General features: G+C 67.3%; 15 protein-coding genes and 2 tRNA genes. 9 read left to right on the top strand and 8 right to left on the bottom strand.

Annotation, left to right across the window (positions count from 1 at the left end):
• The 3 genes from MBTS_RS15425 to alaS form a co-directional block, all read left to right on the top strand.
• Positions 1-505: response regulator (locus tag MBTS_RS15425; RefSeq protein ID WP_244973573.1), on the top strand; the 505-nt coding region annotated here is incomplete at its 5' end.
• Positions 506-637: 132 nt separating this feature from the next.
• A complete protein-coding gene (gene recA, locus MBTS_RS15420; RefSeq protein ID WP_056144359.1) occupies positions 638-1,729 on the top strand; it encodes a recombinase RecA in 1,092 nt (363 codons plus the stop codon).
• 359 nt (positions 1,730-2,088) lie between these two features.
• Positions 2,089-4,767 carry an alanine--tRNA ligase gene (gene alaS / locus MBTS_RS15415; protein WP_192215971.1) on the top strand — a complete coding sequence of 893 codons (2,679 nt, stop codon included), beginning with the start codon at positions 2,089-2,091 and terminating at the stop codon, positions 4,765-4,767.
• Here alaS and MBTS_RS15410 read toward each other — a convergent pair.
• On the bottom strand, positions 4,760-5,191 hold the full coding sequence (locus tag MBTS_RS15410) for a DUF2147 domain-containing protein (protein ID WP_187273464.1): 432 nt from the start codon (positions 5,189-5,191) through the stop codon (positions 4,760-4,762). The genes alaS and MBTS_RS15410 overlap by 8 nt on opposite strands.
• 185 nt (positions 5,192-5,376) lie before the next feature.
• On the opposite strand from MBTS_RS15410, the gene rfbC reads away from it, so the two are divergent.
• From rfbC to rfbA, 4 genes are all read left to right on the top strand, one after another.
• On the top strand, positions 5,377-5,928 hold the full coding sequence (rfbC, locus tag MBTS_RS15405) for a dTDP-4-dehydrorhamnose 3,5-epimerase (protein ID WP_056144364.1): 552 nt from the start codon (positions 5,377-5,379) through the stop codon (positions 5,926-5,928).
• A gap of 77 nt (positions 5,929-6,005) precedes the next feature.
• Positions 6,006-7,088 (top strand): dTDP-glucose 4,6-dehydratase, encoded by a 1,083-nt coding sequence (gene rfbB / locus MBTS_RS15400; RefSeq protein WP_187273463.1) that lies wholly within the window; start codon positions 6,006-6,008, stop codon positions 7,086-7,088.
• Position 7,089: 1 nt separating this feature from the next.
• Complete coding sequence (gene rfbD, locus MBTS_RS15395) at positions 7,090-7,998, top strand: dTDP-4-dehydrorhamnose reductase (RefSeq protein WP_018042722.1); 909 nt, start codon at positions 7,090-7,092, stop codon at positions 7,996-7,998.
• The gene (gene rfbA / locus MBTS_RS15390) at positions 7,995-8,885 is read left to right on the top strand and encodes a glucose-1-phosphate thymidylyltransferase RfbA (protein WP_018042723.1); all 891 of its coding nucleotides are present in this window, start codon (positions 7,995-7,997) and stop codon (positions 8,883-8,885) included. Before rfbD ends, rfbA begins: the two co-directional genes overlap by 4 nt.
• A 9-nt stretch (positions 8,886-8,894) precedes the next feature.
• Here rfbA and MBTS_RS15385 read toward each other — a convergent pair whose 3' ends face one another.
• From MBTS_RS15385 to MBTS_RS15365, 5 genes are all read right to left on the bottom strand, one after another.
• On the bottom strand, positions 8,895-9,458 hold the full coding sequence (locus MBTS_RS15385) for a hypothetical protein (protein WP_192215970.1): 564 nt from the start codon (positions 9,456-9,458) through the stop codon (positions 8,895-8,897).
• Positions 9,459-9,626: 168 nt separating this feature from the next.
• The gene (locus tag MBTS_RS15380; protein WP_192215969.1) at positions 9,627-11,099 is read right to left on the bottom strand and encodes a calcium-binding protein; all 1,473 of its coding nucleotides are present in this window, start codon (positions 11,097-11,099) and stop codon (positions 9,627-9,629) included.
• 564 nt (positions 11,100-11,663) lie between these two features.
• Positions 11,664-11,739 (bottom strand) — tRNA-Ala (locus MBTS_RS15375).
• A 130-nt stretch (positions 11,740-11,869) separates the two neighbouring features.
• A tRNA-Ala gene (locus tag MBTS_RS15370) sits at positions 11,870-11,945 on the bottom strand.
• Between the two features lie 179 nt (positions 11,946-12,124).
• Positions 12,125-12,514 (bottom strand): TIGR02300 family protein, encoded by a 390-nt coding sequence (locus MBTS_RS15365; protein ID WP_026175741.1) that lies wholly within the window; start codon positions 12,512-12,514, stop codon positions 12,125-12,127.
• Positions 12,515-12,764: 250 nt separating this feature from the next.
• Between MBTS_RS15365 and aroA the strand changes: the two genes are divergently transcribed.
• Complete coding sequence (aroA, locus tag MBTS_RS15360; protein ID WP_192215968.1) at positions 12,765-14,114, top strand: 3-phosphoshikimate 1-carboxyvinyltransferase; 1,350 nt, start codon at positions 12,765-12,767, stop codon at positions 14,112-14,114.
• A 5-nt stretch (positions 14,115-14,119) separates the two neighbouring features.
• Complete coding sequence (gene cmk / locus MBTS_RS15355) at positions 14,120-14,752, top strand: (d)CMP kinase (RefSeq protein ID WP_018042729.1); 633 nt, start codon at positions 14,120-14,122, stop codon at positions 14,750-14,752.
• Between the two features lie 7 nt (positions 14,753-14,759).
• Here the strand turns inward: cmk and MBTS_RS15350 are convergent, their stop codons facing one another.
• Positions 14,760-15,203 carry a DUF805 domain-containing protein gene (locus MBTS_RS15350; RefSeq protein ID WP_192215967.1) on the bottom strand — a complete coding sequence of 148 codons (444 nt, stop codon included), beginning with the start codon at positions 15,201-15,203 and terminating at the stop codon, positions 14,760-14,762.
• Positions 15,200-15,714, bottom strand: a 515-nt coding sequence (locus MBTS_RS15345; protein ID WP_280529930.1) for an ATP-dependent helicase C-terminal domain-containing protein, incomplete at its 5' end; no start/stop codon positions are given. The genes MBTS_RS15345 and MBTS_RS15350, both read right to left, overlap by 4 nt.

Below are 15,714 nucleotides of genomic sequence, written 5' to 3'. Positions count from 1 at the left end.
CCCCGAGCCCGCCCTCGCATCCGCCGCCCCGCAGAGCAACGCGGAGATCGCCGCCAGCCGGCTCCGGGGAGCACGCGACGTCGAAAAGCCCGGCAGCGGGCAATCCGCCCCGCGCAAACCCTCGCCCGATCATACGGGGCAGGGCGTGATCCTGCTGGTCGAGGACGAGGATCCGGTGCGCGCGGTCAACAGCCGAGCCCTGTCGGCACGGGGCTACACGGTTCTGGAAGCCGCCTCCGGCCTCGACGCCCTGGCCCTCATCAGCGATGTCGACCAGACCATCGACCTCGTCGTCTCCGACGTGGTGATGCCGGAGATGGACGGTCCGACGCTGCTGCGCGAATTGCGCAAGCACCGCCCGGACCTGAAGGTGATCTTCGTCTCCGGCTATGCCGAGGACGCGTTCCGCAAGAACCTCCCCGAGGGCGAGGATTTCAACTTCCTGCCCAAGCCCTTCAGCCTCAAGCAGCTCGTGGAAACGGTGAAGGAGACGATCGCCCGCTAGGGCGACGTTCTCCCACCGAATGATGCGAAATTGGCGCCCGGCACCTTGCGAAAAGAGAACAAACCAAGTACATCATTCGCATCCGAGGCACATTGAGCCTTGAGCTCTCCCCATGCATAAGGATGCCGACGAATGGCCCAGCCCGCGCTGAAAGTTGTGGATTCCCCGATGGTGGACAAGGACAAGGCGAAGGCGATCGATGCCGCGCTGTCCCAGATCGAGCGTGCTTTCGGCAAGGGCTCGATCATGCGGCTCGGCAAGAACGATAAGGTGGCGGAGGTCGAGACCATCTCCACCGGATCGCTCGGCCTCGACATCGCGCTCGGCGTCGGCGGCCTGCCGCGTGGCCGGGTGATCGAGATCTACGGCCCCGAATCCTCGGGCAAGACCACCCTTGCCCTTCACACCATCGCCGAAGCCCAGAAGAAGGGCGGCGTCTGCGCCTTCGTGGACGCGGAGCACGCCCTCGATCCGGTCTATGCGCGCAAGCTCGGCGTCCAGCTCGACGATCTCCTGATCTCGCAGCCCGATACCGGCGAACAGGCCCTGGAAATCACCGACACCCTGGTGCGCTCGGGTGCCATCGACGTGCTCGTTGTCGATTCGGTGGCGGCGCTGACGCCCCGCGCCGAGATCGAGGGCGAGATGGGCGACAGCCAGCCCGGTCTTCAGGCGCGCCTGATGAGCCAGGCCCTGCGCAAGCTCACGGGCTCGATTTCGCGCTCCAAGTGCATGGTCATCTTCATCAACCAGATCCGGATGAAGATCGGCGTCATGTACGGCAGCCCGGAGACGACCACGGGCGGCAACGCGCTCAAGTTCTACGCGTCGGTGCGCCTCGACATCCGCCGCATCTCGACCCTGAAGGACCGGGACGAGGCCATCGGCAACCAAGTCCGCGTCAAGGTGGTCAAGAACAAGGTCGCGCCGCCCTTCAAGCAGGTGGAATTCGACATCATGTTCGGTGAGGGCGTCTCGAAGGTCGGTGAGTTGATCGACCTCGGGGTGAAGGCCGGGATCGTGGAGAAGTCCGGCGCCTGGTTCTCCTATGCGAGCCAGCGCCTCGGCCAGGGCCGCGAGAACTCGAAGGGCTTCCTGCGCGACAACCCGGACATCGCCAACAAGATCGAAGCGGCGATCCGGCAGAATTCCGGCCTGCTCGCAGACAAGATCCTCGAGACGGCCAAGCCCACCGAGGACGATCTGGACGAAGGCGAGGCCTGATCGCCTCGCAGGTCATCGAAGAGGCCGTCGCAGCTCCCTGCGGCGGCCTTTTTTGATGATCGGATCGGTGCAGTATCGATCCGACCTTCCGGCCGGGCCTCGACGAGAGCCCGAACGGCTCGCGCGCACTACCTTCGCGTGGCCCGCGACGGACTTACGAAGCCACCCTCAAACCGCCATTCCGAGGGGACGCGACGGGCGCCGCGGCCGTTTTGCAGCCCACGTCGTGAAAAAGCGGAACCCACCGCAATCGACCGGGCGTGACTCGACGGTCCGGCCTCCTTATGAGGGCGCAAGCCACGAAGAAGCCTCGGGTCGTCGTCTCGACGGCCCAAAGCGCACGACAGAGTCATTTCACGATGAGCGGCGTCAACGAGATCCGGTCGGCCTTCCTCGACTATTTCGCCAAGGCGGACCACGCCGTGGTGCCGTCGTCGTCCCTCGTCCCCCGCAACGACCCGACCCTGATGTTCACCAATGCGGGGATGGTGCAGTTCAAGAACGTCTTCACCGGCGTCGAGAAGCGGCCCTACAACCGGGCCACCACGGCGCAGAAATGCGTCCGCGCCGGCGGTAAGCACAACGACCTCGACAATGTCGGCTACACGGCCCGCCACCACACCTTCTTCGAGATGCTCGGCAACTTCTCCTTCGGCGATTATTTCAAGCCGCAGGCGATCGAACTGGCCTGGAGCCTGATCACGAAGGAATTCGGCCTGTCGAAGGACCGGCTGCTCGTCACCGTCTATGCGGATGACGACGATGCGGCCGATCTCTGGAAGAAGATCGCGGGTTTTGGCGACGACCGGATCATCCGCATCGGCACCTCCGACAATTTCTGGCAGATGGGCGATACAGGCCCCTGCGGTCCCTGTTCGGAGATCTTCATCGATCAGGGTCCCGGCCTCCAGGGCGGTCCTCCCGGTTCGCCGGACGAAGACGGAGACCGGTTCCTGGAATTCTGGAACCTCGTCTTCATGCAGTACGAGCAGATCGAGCCGGGCAACCGCCTCGCCCTGCCGCGCCCCTCCATCGATACCGGCATGGGCCTGGAACGCATGGCGGCGATCCTCCAGGGCGTCACCAGCAATTACGACACCGACCTGTTCAAGGCCCTCATCGATGCGGTGAGCCACGCGGTCGGCCGGCCGCCGGAGGCCGGCACCGTCGCCTCCTACCGCGTCATCGCCGATCACCTGCGTTCCGTCTCGTTCCTCATCGCCGACGGCGTGCTGCCGTCGAACGAGGGCCGCGGCTACGTCCTGCGCCGCATCATGCGCCGGGCCATGCGCCACCTCGAACTCCTCGGCTCCCGCGAGCCCGTGATGTTCCGCCTGGTTCCCACCCTGGTCCGCGAGATGGGGCAGGCCTATCCCGAACTGACCCGCGCCGAGAGCCTGATCTCGGAGACCCTGCGCCTGGAGGAGACCCGCTTCCGTCGCACCCTCGAGCGGGGCCTCGCCATCCTCGATTCCGAGAGCCGCACCCTGGTCTCCGGCCAGAACCTGTCCGGCGAGACCGCCTTCACCCTCTACGACACCTACGGCTTCCCCCTCGACCTGACCCAGGACGCCCTGAAGGCCCGCGGCATCGGCGTCGACACCGACGCGTTCGGCCAGGCGATGGAGCGCCAGCGCAAGGCCGCCCGCGCCGCCTGGACCGGCTCGGGCGAGGCCGCCACCGAGACGGTCTGGTACGGCATCAAGGAGCGCGTCGGCGCCACCGAGTTCCTCGGATACGAGACCGAGGGCGCGGAAGGCATTGTCACCGCGCTCCTGCGCGACGGGGCCGAGGTGGAGAGCCTGTCGGCCGGCGAGACCGGCCTCGTATTGCTCAACCAGACCCCGTTCTATGCCGAATCCGGTGGTCAGGTGGGCGATACCGGCCGCCTGTCCGCGTCGGGCTTGACCGCGCGGGTCACCGCCACGGAGAAGAAGCTCGGCGATCTCTTCGTGCATCACGTCACCGTCGACGAGGGGCGGCTGACCCTGGGGCAGGCAGCGGAGCTCACCGTCGATCACGCCCGCAGGTCGGCGATCCGCGCCAACCATTCGGCCACCCATCTTCTGCACGAGGCCCTGCGCCAGGTGCTCGGCGACCATGTGGCCCAGAAGGGCTCGCTGGTCTCGGCCGAGCGCCTGCGCTTCGATTTCAGCCATCCCAAACCCATGGACGAGGCCGAACTCCGCGCCGTGGAGGACATCGCCAATGCGGTGCTCCTGCAGAACACGCCCGTGGTGACGAAGCTGATGGCCCAGGACGAGGCCGTCGCCTCAGGCGCCCGCGCCCTGTTCGGCGAGAAATACGGCGACGAGGTGCGCGTCGTCTCCATGGGACGCCCGGTCGACGATCGGGGCGAACTCGCGGAGGAGGGCCGGCTTCCGGCCTTCTCCATCGAACTCTGCGGCGGCACCCATGCGGGCCGCACGGGCGAGATCGGGCAGATCTCGGTGCTCGGCGAGAGTGCGGTCGGCGCCGGCGTGCGCCGCATCGAGGCCCTCACCGCCGGGGCGGCCCGTCGTCACCGCTCCGAGGAGAGCCGCACCCTCGGCCAGATCGCCGGACTCCTCAAGGTCCAGAGCGCCGATGTCCCCGAACGGCTGAGCGCGCTCATCGATGAGCGCCGCCGCCTGGAGCGCGAATTGTCGGACGCCAAGAAGAAGCTCGCCATGGGCGGCTCGTCGGGGAACGACGACGGCATCGTCGAGGTCGGCGGCGTCAAGCTGATGGCCAAGGTCGTCGAGGGCGTCGAGATGCGCGACCTGAAGAGTCTCGCCGATGCCGGCAAGAACCGCATCGGCTCCGGCATCGTCGCCCTGGTGGGCGTGTCGCCGGACGGCAAGGCCGGCCTCGTCGTCGGCGTCACCGAGGATCTGACCGACCGGTACGACGCGGTCTCCCTCGTCCGCGCCGGGGCCGGGCATCTCGGCGGCAAGGGCGGCGGCGGACGCCGCGACATGGCCCAGGCCGGTGGCCCGGAGGGAACCGGCGCCCAGGCGGCGATCGACGCCATCGCCCAGGCGCTCTCCGTCAGTTGACGCGCTTCCAGGTCTGGCGCTTGCAGAACACGCTCATGACGCAGCCCGCCACTTCGACCACGTTCGGCCCCTTGACCGTGAGACTGCCGGAATAGGTCTTGCCGTCGTTGGGGTTGTAGAGCGAACCCTCGTAGCCGTCCCCGGACGGGGTCGCCGCGTTCATGATCTGGACGCCGATCAGGCTGCGGGATTGCAGCGAGGCATCCGGGTTCTTGGAATCGAGGCCCTTGCCCGGCACGCTCACCAGGGTGCCGCAATAGCCACCGCCGCAGCGCGCGATCCGAACCTTCGAATCCCCGTTCTCGGTGAGCCAGACCCCGCTCGGGTCGGCCCCCTTCTGGGCGAAGCCCCCTCCCGTCATCGCGATCAGGGCCATGACGGCCACGGCGGATCGCGTTGGCATCGCTGTGAACTTCATCGTCATCCTTCGTCCTCTCGAACGGTTCCGGCGGCCGCCGGGGCGGCCCCGCCTCGCGGGAAGCGGGAGTTAGCCCTCCGGCATGGGAGGGGCAAGCGCAGGGTCGAGACCGGCCCGATACGCCACCGCATGCCTTGACAGGGCGCCCCGGCACGCGCCTAGAGACCGCCGAAGTTGAATGGAGAATCGCGATGCGTGTGGTCGAGACACGGATTCCCGCGGTGAAGCGGGTCGTGCCCAATCGCTTCGGCGACGACAGGGGCTGGTTCTCGGAGACCTTCCGGGCCGATGTCCTGGCTGGTGCCGGGATCGCCGACGCCTTCGTGCAGGACAACCAATCCTTCTCCGCCCAGAGCGGGACCGTTCGCGGCCTGCATTTCCAGCTCGCACCGGCGGGCCAGGCCAAGCTCGTTCGCGTCCTGTCGGGCTCCATCCTCGATGTCGCCGTCGACCTGCGGCGCGGATCCGAGACCTATGGACAGCATGTCGCCGTCCGGCTCGACGCCGCCGAGGGCGAACAACTCTACGTCCCGGTGGGGTTCGGCCATGGGTTCTGCACCCTGGAACCCGACACCATGGTCGCCTACAAAGTGTCGGCCTATTACAGCCGCGAGCACGACCGCAATCTGGCATGGAACGATCCGGACCTGGCTATCGACTGGCCGGTCGGCGAGGACGAGGCGGTCTTGTCCGACAAGGACCGCGTGGCACCGTCCTTCGCCGATCTGGGCGCGGTGTTCTGACGTACCGCCCGCCCCCTCGGCGAAGGCACGTCGGAACGACGCGATACCAAACCGCCCATGCGTGACCACCAGGATCTATGAATATGGCTAAATCCCAACGCATTCTGGTCACGGGCGGCTGTGGCTTCATCGGCTCGGCTCTGGTCCTGCACCTCGTCCAGGATCTCGGCCATGAGGTCGCGACCCTCGACGCGCTGACCTATGCGGCCAATCCGATCTCGCTGGCTCCCCTCGATGGCGATCCGCGGCACCGGCTGGTGACCGGCGACATCTGCGATCCCGCCGCCGTGCACGCCCTCTACGCCGAGTTCCGGCCCGACGCGGTGATGCATCTCGCCGCCGAGAGCCATGTGGACCGCTCGATCACCGACCCGGGCGCCTTCATCCGCACCAACGTCGTCGGCACGCAGGTGATGCTCGATGGCGCCCGCACCTACTGGGAAAGCCTCGGCGGCGAAGCGAAGGCGGCGTTCCGGTTCCTCCACGTCTCCACCGACGAGGTCTACGGCTCGCTCCCGCCGGACGGGTTCTTCACCGAAGACAGCCGCTACGACCCGCGCTCGCCCTATTCGGCCTCCAAGGCCGCCTCCGACCATCTGGCACGGGCCTGGGGGGAGACCTACGGCCTGCCGGTTCTGGTGACGAACTGCTCCAACAATTACGGCCCCCGGCATTTCCCGGAGAAGCTGATCCCCCTGATGATCCTCAACGCCCTCGAAGGCCGGCCTCTGCCGGTCTATGGCGACGGCCTTAACGAGCGCGACTGGATCCACGTGGAGGACCATGCACGGGGCCTCGTGGCGGTGCTGGAACGGGGCCGCCTCGGCGAGACCTATCTCCTGGGCGGCCGCTCGGTGCGCAACAATCTCGCCGTGGTGAAGGCCCTCTGCGCCGCCTTCGACCGGCTGCGGCCGGAGCATGGGCCGCACGAGCGCCTGATCTCCTTCGTGGCCGACCGGCCGGGCCACGACCGGCGCTACGCCATCGACCCCGGCAAGGCCGAGCGGGAGATCGGCTGGACCCCCACCAAATCCTTCGAGGAAGCGCTTGAGGAGACCGTGCGCTGGTATCTCGACAACGAGGCGTGGTGGCGTCCGATCCGCGAGGGCCGCTATACCGGCGAGCGCCTCGGCCTCGGCACGCAAGCGGCGAAGGCTTGAGATGGATATCCTGATCCTCGGCGGGGCGGGCCAGGTCGGCACCGAACTGCAGGCCTCCCGGCACTGGGGCGCGGGCGTGACCCTCGTCGCCCCGACCCGTACCGAACTCGACGTCACCGATGCCACAGCCGTGGCGCGGATCTTTACCGAGCGCACCATCGGGGCGGTGGTGAACGCCGCCGCCTACACCGCCGTGGACAAGGCCGAGTCGGAGGTGGTGGAAGCCTGGCGCCTCAACGCCCTGGCCCCCGCCATCCTGGCGGCCGAGACGGCGCGGCGGGGCATCCCCCTCGTCCACGTCTCCACCGATTACGTCTTCGACGGCGCCGCATCGGGCGCCTATGCGCCGGACGCGCCGATCCGTCCGACCAGCGTCTACGGCGCCAGCAAGGCCGCCGGCGAGATGGCGGTCCGCACCGCCAATCCGCGCCACGCCATCCTGCGTACCGCCTGGGTCGTGAGCCCGCACCGGGGCAACTTCGTGAAGACGATGCTGCGGCTCGCAGCCGAGCGGGATGCGCTGAACGTAGTGAACGACCAGCGCGGCTGCCCGACCTCGGCCGCCGATCTCGCCGCCGCCCTCGCGGACATCGCCCTGCGTCTTTCCGCCGACAGCGACGCGCCCACGGGCACGCATCACTTCGTCAATGCGGGCGCCACCACCTGGCACGGTTTCGCGCAAGCCATCGTCGCCGGCTCGGCCGCGCGCGGCGGGCGGAGCGTTCCGGTCAACGGCATCCCCACCAGCGCCTATCCGACGCCCGCGCGGCGGCCCGCCAATTCGGAACTGTCGACGGAGAGCCTGACGAAGGCCTACGGGCTGGCGCCGCGCCCCTGGCAGGCCGCCCTCGACGACATCCTCGACCGGCTTGTCGGCCCCGCGCATCATTCAGCAGAGGCACAGTCATGAAGGGCATCGTTCTCGCCGGTGGGTCCGGCACGCGCCTCCATCCGGCGACCCTGTCGATCAACAAGCAGCTGCTGCCCGTCTACGACAAGCCGATGATCTATTATCCGGTCTCGGTGCTGATGCTCGCCGGCATCCGCGAGATCCTGATCATTTCGAGCCCCGAGCATCTCGGCAATTACGAGCGTCTGTTCGGCACCGGCGAGCAGTTCGGCCTCTCCTTCAGCTACGCCGTTCAGCCGCGCCCGGAAGGCCTCGCCCAGGCCTTCACCATCGGTCGCGACTTCGTCGGCACGGACGACGTCGCCCTCGTGCTGGGGGACAATCTGTTCTTCGGCTCGGGCATGAGCGCCATGCTCAAACAGGCGCGCGAACGGAAGACCGGCGCGACGATTTTCGCCTATCACGTGGACCACCCGGAGGCTTACGGCGTGGTCACCCTCGACCGCGACGGACGGCCCCTGCGCATCGTCGAGAAGCCCACGGAGCCGGAAAGCCCATGGGCCGTGACCGGCCTCTACTTCTACGACAACCGGGTGCTCGACATTGCCGCCGCCGTGAAGCCCTCGGCGCGCGGCGAATTGGAGATCACATCCGTCAACCAGGCCTATCTCGACCTGGGCGAACTCCATGTGCAGCGCATGTCGCGCGGCTATGCCTGGCTCGATACGGGGACGCATGACAGCCTGCTGGAGGCGGGCGAGTTCGTGCGCACGCTGCAGAATCGGCAGGGCCTCCAGGTCGCGTGCCTGGAGGAGATCGCCTATCTCCAGGGCTTCATCGACAAGGCGCAGCTGATCGCCCGTGGCGAGCTCTTCGCCAAGACCGCCTACGGCCAGAACCTGCTGAAACTGTCGAAGCTCGACCCGGAATCCCGCCTCGACGAGTGAGCCGCTCGCCTAGACCTCGCCCCTGGCGAGGATGGCGCCCGTATAGGTTTCGCTGACCTCGCAGATCGGGCGCCCCGATCGGTCCGAGAGGATCGCCTCGATGGCGAAGACGAGATCCGACGGGCCGGGAACACCCGCATCCCGCGGCCACAATCTCAGCAGCCGGAGGTTCCTGCGTTTCGGGAACAGGGTGTGGACCACCCGGCCGAAGGGAGCCTCCGTCCTGTCGAGGGACAGGTTCATCTCCGTCGTCAGACGCGCCGGGACGTACCAGTTCTCGGCCTGCGACAGGACGTAGCCGGCGCAACTCAGGCGGACGTGCCGGTAGCGAACCGCCTCTCCGTGGGACAAAGCCAGCCGCCGGCTCTGCACCGGGCTCGGGCCCCGTTCGGGACCCGGAACTCGCGTCGCCACCAGACGGGCCTCCGACGCGAGCCGACGCTCCTCGCACCAGCCCTCCAGCACCGTCGTCGCGCTGTCGCCGTTCAGGAGCCGTGCGCTCAGGGTCTCGATCAGCGCCTCGGCGTCCGAGGTGGGGGTGGTGAGGGCATGCCGTCCGGCGGGTAGGGTCATGGCTCCGACCTATCATGGGGCCGAAGGCGACACACGCCATCATCCGTCTCCGTGCCCGACCGATTGGGGACCACCGGATCGTCCGCTCACACCGGGCCCATGGAACCGAATGCAGGGCTCCGCTCCCGGTGCGACCGGGAACGGAGCCCATCGGCAGAGGCGTCCGCGTCAAGCGCCGAAGACGAACAACTCGCTGATCGCGTCCTGCACGTCTGCGCTCGCCACATCGTGCAGGATGATCTTGTTGGAGGAGGCGACGTCCTTGAAGGTCACCAGCGTGTCTCGGCCGTTATTGAGACCGCGCAGGATGACGTCACTCGCGACGACGCCATCGATATCCACGGAGATGTGGTCGACGTCGATGTCGAATCCGTAGAGGTTGTCGCGGCCGAAGCCGGCCTCGAAGTGGAACGTGTTGTCACGACCGCTCGCGATGATCTTGTCGCCGCCGGCCCCGCCCTCGATGACGTTGCTGCCCCTGCTGACAACAATGCGGTCGGCGCCCGACGTGCCGATGATCTCCACGTCGGCCGAGGTTTGAGACACGATCCTGATGCCCGTGGTCGAGCCCGACATGTCGAGGTCCATGTCGCCGCGGATGTAGATGGCCTCGATGCCGGTGAAGTTCCCGCTGGACCGGTCGTCGGAGAGTCTGACGGAGCCGGTACCCATCAGAAAGAGGAAATCGGTCCCCTCGCCGCCATCCACGATATCGGGCGATTCGCTGATGACGAGACGGTCGTTGCCGCCATCGCCGTAGAGCCGATCGGTACCGCCATTGCCGTTGATGATATTGTTGCCGGAGTTTCCGCCGAGGATATCGCCTTGGGCGCTGCCGAGCAGGTTCTCGAAGCCGCCGAACGTATCTCCTTCCGCGTCCCCGCTCGCGGCGATATTTTCCGCGAAACTCACGGCTACGCCTCTCGCCGAATGGGCATAGCTCAATGTATCGATGCCAGCACCGCCGTAGAGGCTATCGCCTCCCGCGCCGCCCTCGATGACGTTGTTGTTACCATCGCCGCTCGCGCTGTCGTCGAAATCCGTCAAGCGCAGATTAAGAATATTGCTGAAAGTGTCTTGAAGTTTCGCCCCAGTATTATCGATGCTACTGCCACTCCCGATACCGACAGAGACGCCGAAGAAACGGCCGGGTTGATACTCGGAGCTTTCCGTGAACGATGCATAGCTCAGAGTGTTCGTCCCCCCGCCACCGTCGATCGTGTTGGTGCCCAGACCGGCTTCCAGGATGTCGTTGCCGTCGCCGCCGTAGAGGGTGTCGCCGCCATCGCCACCGTTGAGGATATCATTGCCGTCACCGCCGTCGAGGGTGTCGTTACCGCTGCCGCCGTTGAGGATATCGTCGCCGCTTCCGGTCACCAGGATGTCGCCGAAATTCCCCCCGGTGAAATCCAACGCAGCGGACGAATCGCTGAAATCCGCGAAGATGCTCGCATTGTCGACCGACAGCATGTCGATTCCCCCGAAACCCTGCAGATTCCCGACCTCGGTGGGAGTTTCGGCTATGAAGTCACCAAAACGCGTCGCTATCTTATAGATCTCGTTTATTGGAAAAGGGAAGAATACTTCATCGCTGTTGACATCGTTGTAATTCGAATCGCGGGTGTATTGTATCGAAGACATCGTCAGACCTTGTAGAATTCGGGCCTCGCCGCGCGTTCATCGGGAAACCCATAGGCCTTTCGATTGAACTGCGGAGGCAAGATACAATCTTTCCGTGAATCGATTGATAATCTTCGACCTCTCGTCAAATGCATCTCCGGGCTCAACGTCTGCGATAGTGCAGAATGGTGCGCCATCTCGATGCGAGGTGATGGTATGGCCGATGCGAGGGACGGGACGAGCGCGGGCCTGAGCGAAACCGAACTCCGCCCTCCCGAACGCAATTCCACCGGTACCACCGGAGGGCCATCGACCGGCGCCCCTATGGTGAGCAAGCGGACAAAGCGCTTCGTTCGAAGTCTCTGTCATCGCGGAGGTGAGCGGCGGCGAGGACGGATCGGTCGGCTGATGCGCCGGGCGGACCACGATGGCCCGATCAGCCGAACGCTTCGGCCGCGCGCCTGCAAGGCCTCACGCCAGGCGACAGCGGAGCCATGTCTTCATGACGATCGAAGAGGGGGATGACCGATGACAATCCTGACCGGGCCGGCTGGCGGCATCCGGGGCGTGGCCGCGAAGATCGAATGGTGGAGCCTAACGGGATCGAACCGATGACCTCTTCCATGCCATGGAAGCGCTCTCCCAGCTGAGCTAAGGCCCCACATTCCGGGACAATCGCGACGCTGTCTCGCGATTGTCGTCATCATCGGTGAACCTCACCGAGATTGGTCTTGTCCGATTCGTTCCACGGCGCCCCTCGGGGCGACATCCGCGAACCGGATGAAAAGAAATGGTGGAGCCTAACGGGATCGAACCGATGACCTCTTCCATGCCATGGAAGCGCTCTCCCAGCTGAGCTAAGGCCCCACTTCTGGGACCACCGCAACACGTCTCGCGATGGTCGTTCCGCCAATCTGCCTCGCGGCGTCCGGCGGAGGCGGTTCTATATTCGGGCCGTTGCCCGGACTCAAGCCCCTAATCGCATTCATCGCCGAGAATTTTCGGCGCTGGGCCTCGGGACAGGCAAAGCGAGGCGGGGACGCGCCTCAGCTTTCTTCGTCGTTCTCGATATCGCCGTCGATGAGATCGGCCACGTCGTCGTCGCCGGTATCTTCCTCCTCGAGGAAGGTGTCGTCGGCGTCGGTCGAATCGGCGTCGTCGTCGCCGGTCGTGGTATCCGCTTCGTCCTCGGCGGCCTCGACCTCGTCGAGGGACACGATCTCGGGACCGCCCTTCTCGGCGTCCGTATCCTCGTCGTCGTCAGCCGGAACGGCCGCGGCGCGGGAGGCGAGGGCGGGAGCGGCGATGCGCGACGTCGCGGCGGCCTGATAGATGGTCCCGCATTTCGGGCAGGTCGCGGGATCCTTGTCGAGATCGTAGAATTTCGCGCCGCAGCTCATGCATTGACGCTTCAAGCCGAGTTCCGGTCTGGCCACGGGCGAACCTCTGATAGGGATTTGGGAGAGGCGCCCCGTTAGTCGGGTGAAACCGTCCTGTCAAATGCTCTCACGCAGGCGATCCGCCGCGTTCGGCCCGAACCTCGTCCGGATTCGACCGCGCCGAGGCCGCGACGGGTCGGATGACGCCGCCCCGCCTGCGTGGTAACCGGCCCCATGACGTCGCCGCCGGCCGAAGGGCCGGCTTCGACGGCCCGACTGCGCCAGAAGCCGAAAAGTCATCATTCCCGTGTCGCACACTTCCGAACCGCAGCCCCTGACCGCTTCCGCCGGCTCGCCCTTGCGCGGCGCGCTGCGGCCGCCGGGCGACAAGTCGATCTCCCACCGGGCGATGATCCTCGGTCTCCTGAGCATCGGCGAGACCCGCATCGAGGGATTGCTCGAAGGCGACGACGTGCTACGCACGGCGGAGGCCGCCAGAGCCCTCGGGGCCGGGATCGATCGTCTCGGGGAGGGGCGCTGGGTCGTGCGCGGCGTCGGCATCGGCGGGATGACCGATCCGGCCGGCGTGCTGGATTTCGGCAATGCCGGCACGGGCTCGCGCCTGATGATGGGCGTGGTCGGCGGGCAGGACGTCACCGCGACCTTCGACGGCGACGCCTCCTTGCGCAAGCGCCCCATGCGTCGCATCCTCGATCCGCTGATCCGTATGGGCACGCAGGTACTGAGCGAGGAGGAGGGCGGCCGCGTGCCCCTCACCCTTCGCGGGCCGAGGGAAGCCATTCCGATCACCTACGAGACTCCCGTCGCCTCGGCCCAGATCAAATCCGCGGTGCTCCTCGCCGGCCTCAACGCGCCGGGAACCACGACGGTGATCGAGGCGGCGGCGACCCGAGACCATAGCGAGCGGATGCTCCGCCTCTTCGGGGCCGAGGTACTGGTGAGCCCTCACGGACCCGGCGGCCACGGTCGCAGCATCGCCCTCACCGGCCAGCCCACCCTGCGCGGCACCGACGTCATCGTGCCGGCCGACCCGTCCTCGGCGGCCTTCCCGCTGGTGGCGGCCCTCATCGTCCCGGGCTCCGAAGTGACGATCCAGGGCGTGATGATGAACCCCCTGCGCATCGGCCTCATCACGACGCTGCTGGAGATGGGCGCCGATATCGAGCGGCGCAACGAGCGCGACGAGGGCGGCGAGACCGTGGCCGATCTCCATGTCCGCGCCAGCCGGCTCAAGGGCGTCGACGTGCCTGCCGAGCGGGCCCCGGCGATGATCGACGAATATCCCGTCCTCGCCGTGGCCGCCGCCTTTGCCGAGGGCGTCACCCGGATGAACGGGCTGCACGAACTGACGGTGAAGGAATCCGACCGGCTCGCCGCCGTGGCGGATGGTTTGCGCGAGAACGGCGTGACCTACCGGATCGAGGGCGACGACCTCATCGTCGAGGGCGACGGCTCCGCCGCGCGGGGCGGCGGCACCGTGGCGACCCATCTCGACCACCGCATCGCCATGGCCTTCCTGGTGATGGGCCTCGCGACGCAGCAACCCGTGACCGTCGATGACGGCGCGATGATCGCCACCAGTTTCCCGAGCTTCCTGCCGACGATGCGGGCGCTCGGCGGCCGCATCGCGGAGTGAGCCCCATGCCGATGGTCATCGCGATCGACGGACCCGCCGCCTCGGGCAAGGGAACCCTCGCCAAGCGCCTCGCCGCGCATTACGGGCTGCCGCATCTCGATACGGGTCTGCTCTACCGGGCCGTGGCCCTCACCGTCATCGATGCCGGCTGCAATCTCGACGATCACGCCGCCGCCGCTCGGGCCGCCGCGACGCTGATCGCCGACCGGCTCGCCGACCCGAGGCTGCGCGAGAGGGCGATGGGAGACGCGGCCTCGCGCATCTCGTCGATCCCGGCGGTGCGCGCGGCCCTGCTCGCCTGGCAGCAGCGTTTCGCCGGCGGTGCCAGCGGTGCCGTCCTCGACGGGCGCGACATCGGCACGGTGGTCTGTCCGCAGGCCCAGGTGAAACTGTTCATCACCGCCGCCGCCGAGGAGCGCGCCCGGCGCCGACACCTCGAACTCCTGCGGCGCGGCGAGTCGGCGAGCCTCGGGGCGATCCTGTCCGACATCGTCGCCCGCGATGCGCGGGACGCGCAACGCTCGACGGCGCCCCTCAAGGCGGCCGCCGACGCCGTCCTCCTCGACACCACCGAACTCGATGCGGACGAGGCCTTCGAGGCGGCCCGTGCGGTGGTGGACCGGGCGCGCGTCCACTGACACCCGCTTACCGCTCGGGCTCCGGCCCGTAGCGGTTCGGGCCGGGCGTACCCCGCCGGCAGATGGTTTCCACGAAGAACCATAGATTGAACCCGGTCATGGCCAGCGTGGCGGCGATCACGGGCCACGGATAGACGTCGGCGAGAGTCTCGAGTGGCGCGAAGCCAGCCAGGGTGGTGATGACGTCGGGCAGCATCCACCATCCCGTCCGGCCCCGGTCGTGCAGGCGCCGGATCGTCGCCACCACGAGCACGGCGGCAGTCCCGGCCGCGGTGACACCGACGATGGCGAGGCCCGTGAACCGCGCATCCAGCGACGCGGCAAGGATGGCGACGCTGCCGGAGACGAAGAAAAGCAGCAGCATCCCGATCAATCGGCGATGATAGCTCCGGCGGGACATCCGGCCTCGCGGATCGAAGAGCGCCGCGAACGAATCAAGCGTGTTCATCATGTCCCCCTCGGCTTCACCCGCCGGGTCGGCGGCTCGGTCAACGGATCGTCCGGCCAGGGATGGCGCGGGTAGCGCCCGCGCATCTCGGCGCGCACGGCACTCCATGAGCCGCGCCAGAAGCCGGGCAGGTCCTTCGTGATCTGGATCGGCCGCGAGGCCGGTGACAGCAGGTGGAGAACCAGCGGCACCCGTCCGCCGGCGATGGCGGGATGGCGGTCGAGGCCGAACAGCTCCTGCACCCGGACGGCCAGGACCGGACCGCCCTCGGCATCGTAGTCGATGGGAATGCGCGACCCCGTGGGCACCTCCACATGGGTCGGCGCCTCCGCGTCGAGGCGGTGACGCATGTCCCACGGGAGGAGTGCGTTAAGGGCGCGGCCGAGATCGTCGGCGGTGACGGCGTCGAGGCCGGTGCGTCCCTCGATCTCCGGCGCAAGCCAGTTCTCCACCGATGCGCTCAGGGCCGCGTCAGAGAGGTCGGGCCATGCTTCGCCCTCGGCCGCGCGCAGGA

It is taken from the genome of Methylobacterium bullatum, from assembly GCF_014845095.1.
GTDB classification, from domain to species: domain Bacteria; phylum Pseudomonadota; class Alphaproteobacteria; order Rhizobiales; family Beijerinckiaceae; genus Methylobacterium; species Methylobacterium bullatum.
Note: the sequence above shows the minus strand (reverse complement) of the source record. Positions and strands in the feature narration are given on the sequence as shown.

Coding starts and splice junctions, on each gene's coding strand:
- recA (WP_056144359.1), top strand. CDS start 638: ATGGCCCAGCCCGCGCTGAAAGTTGTGGATTCCCCGATGGTGGACAAG.
- alaS (WP_192215971.1), top strand. CDS start 2,089: ATGAGCGGCGTCAACGAGATCCGGTCGGCCTTCCTCGACTATTTCGCC.
- MBTS_RS15410 (WP_187273464.1), bottom strand. CDS start 5,191: ATGACGATGAAGTTCACAGCGATGCCAACGCGATCCGCCGTGGCCGTC.
- rfbC (WP_056144364.1), top strand. CDS start 5,377: ATGCGTGTGGTCGAGACACGGATTCCCGCGGTGAAGCGGGTCGTGCCC.
- rfbB (WP_187273463.1), top strand. CDS start 6,006: ATGAATATGGCTAAATCCCAACGCATTCTGGTCACGGGCGGCTGTGGC.
- rfbD (WP_018042722.1), top strand. CDS start 7,090: ATGGATATCCTGATCCTCGGCGGGGCGGGCCAGGTCGGCACCGAACTG.
- rfbA (WP_018042723.1), top strand. CDS start 7,995: ATGAAGGGCATCGTTCTCGCCGGTGGGTCCGGCACGCGCCTCCATCCG.
- MBTS_RS15385 (WP_192215970.1), bottom strand. CDS start 9,458: ATGACCCTACCCGCCGGACGGCATGCCCTCACCACCCCCACCTCGGAC.
- MBTS_RS15380 (WP_192215969.1), bottom strand. CDS start 11,099: ATGTCTTCGATACAATACACCCGCGATTCGAATTACAACGATGTCAAC.
- cmk (WP_018042729.1), top strand. CDS start 14,120: ATGCCGATGGTCATCGCGATCGACGGACCCGCCGCCTCGGGCAAGGGA.
- MBTS_RS15350 (WP_192215967.1), bottom strand. CDS start 15,203: ATGATGAACACGCTTGATTCGTTCGCGGCGCTCTTCGATCCGCGAGGC.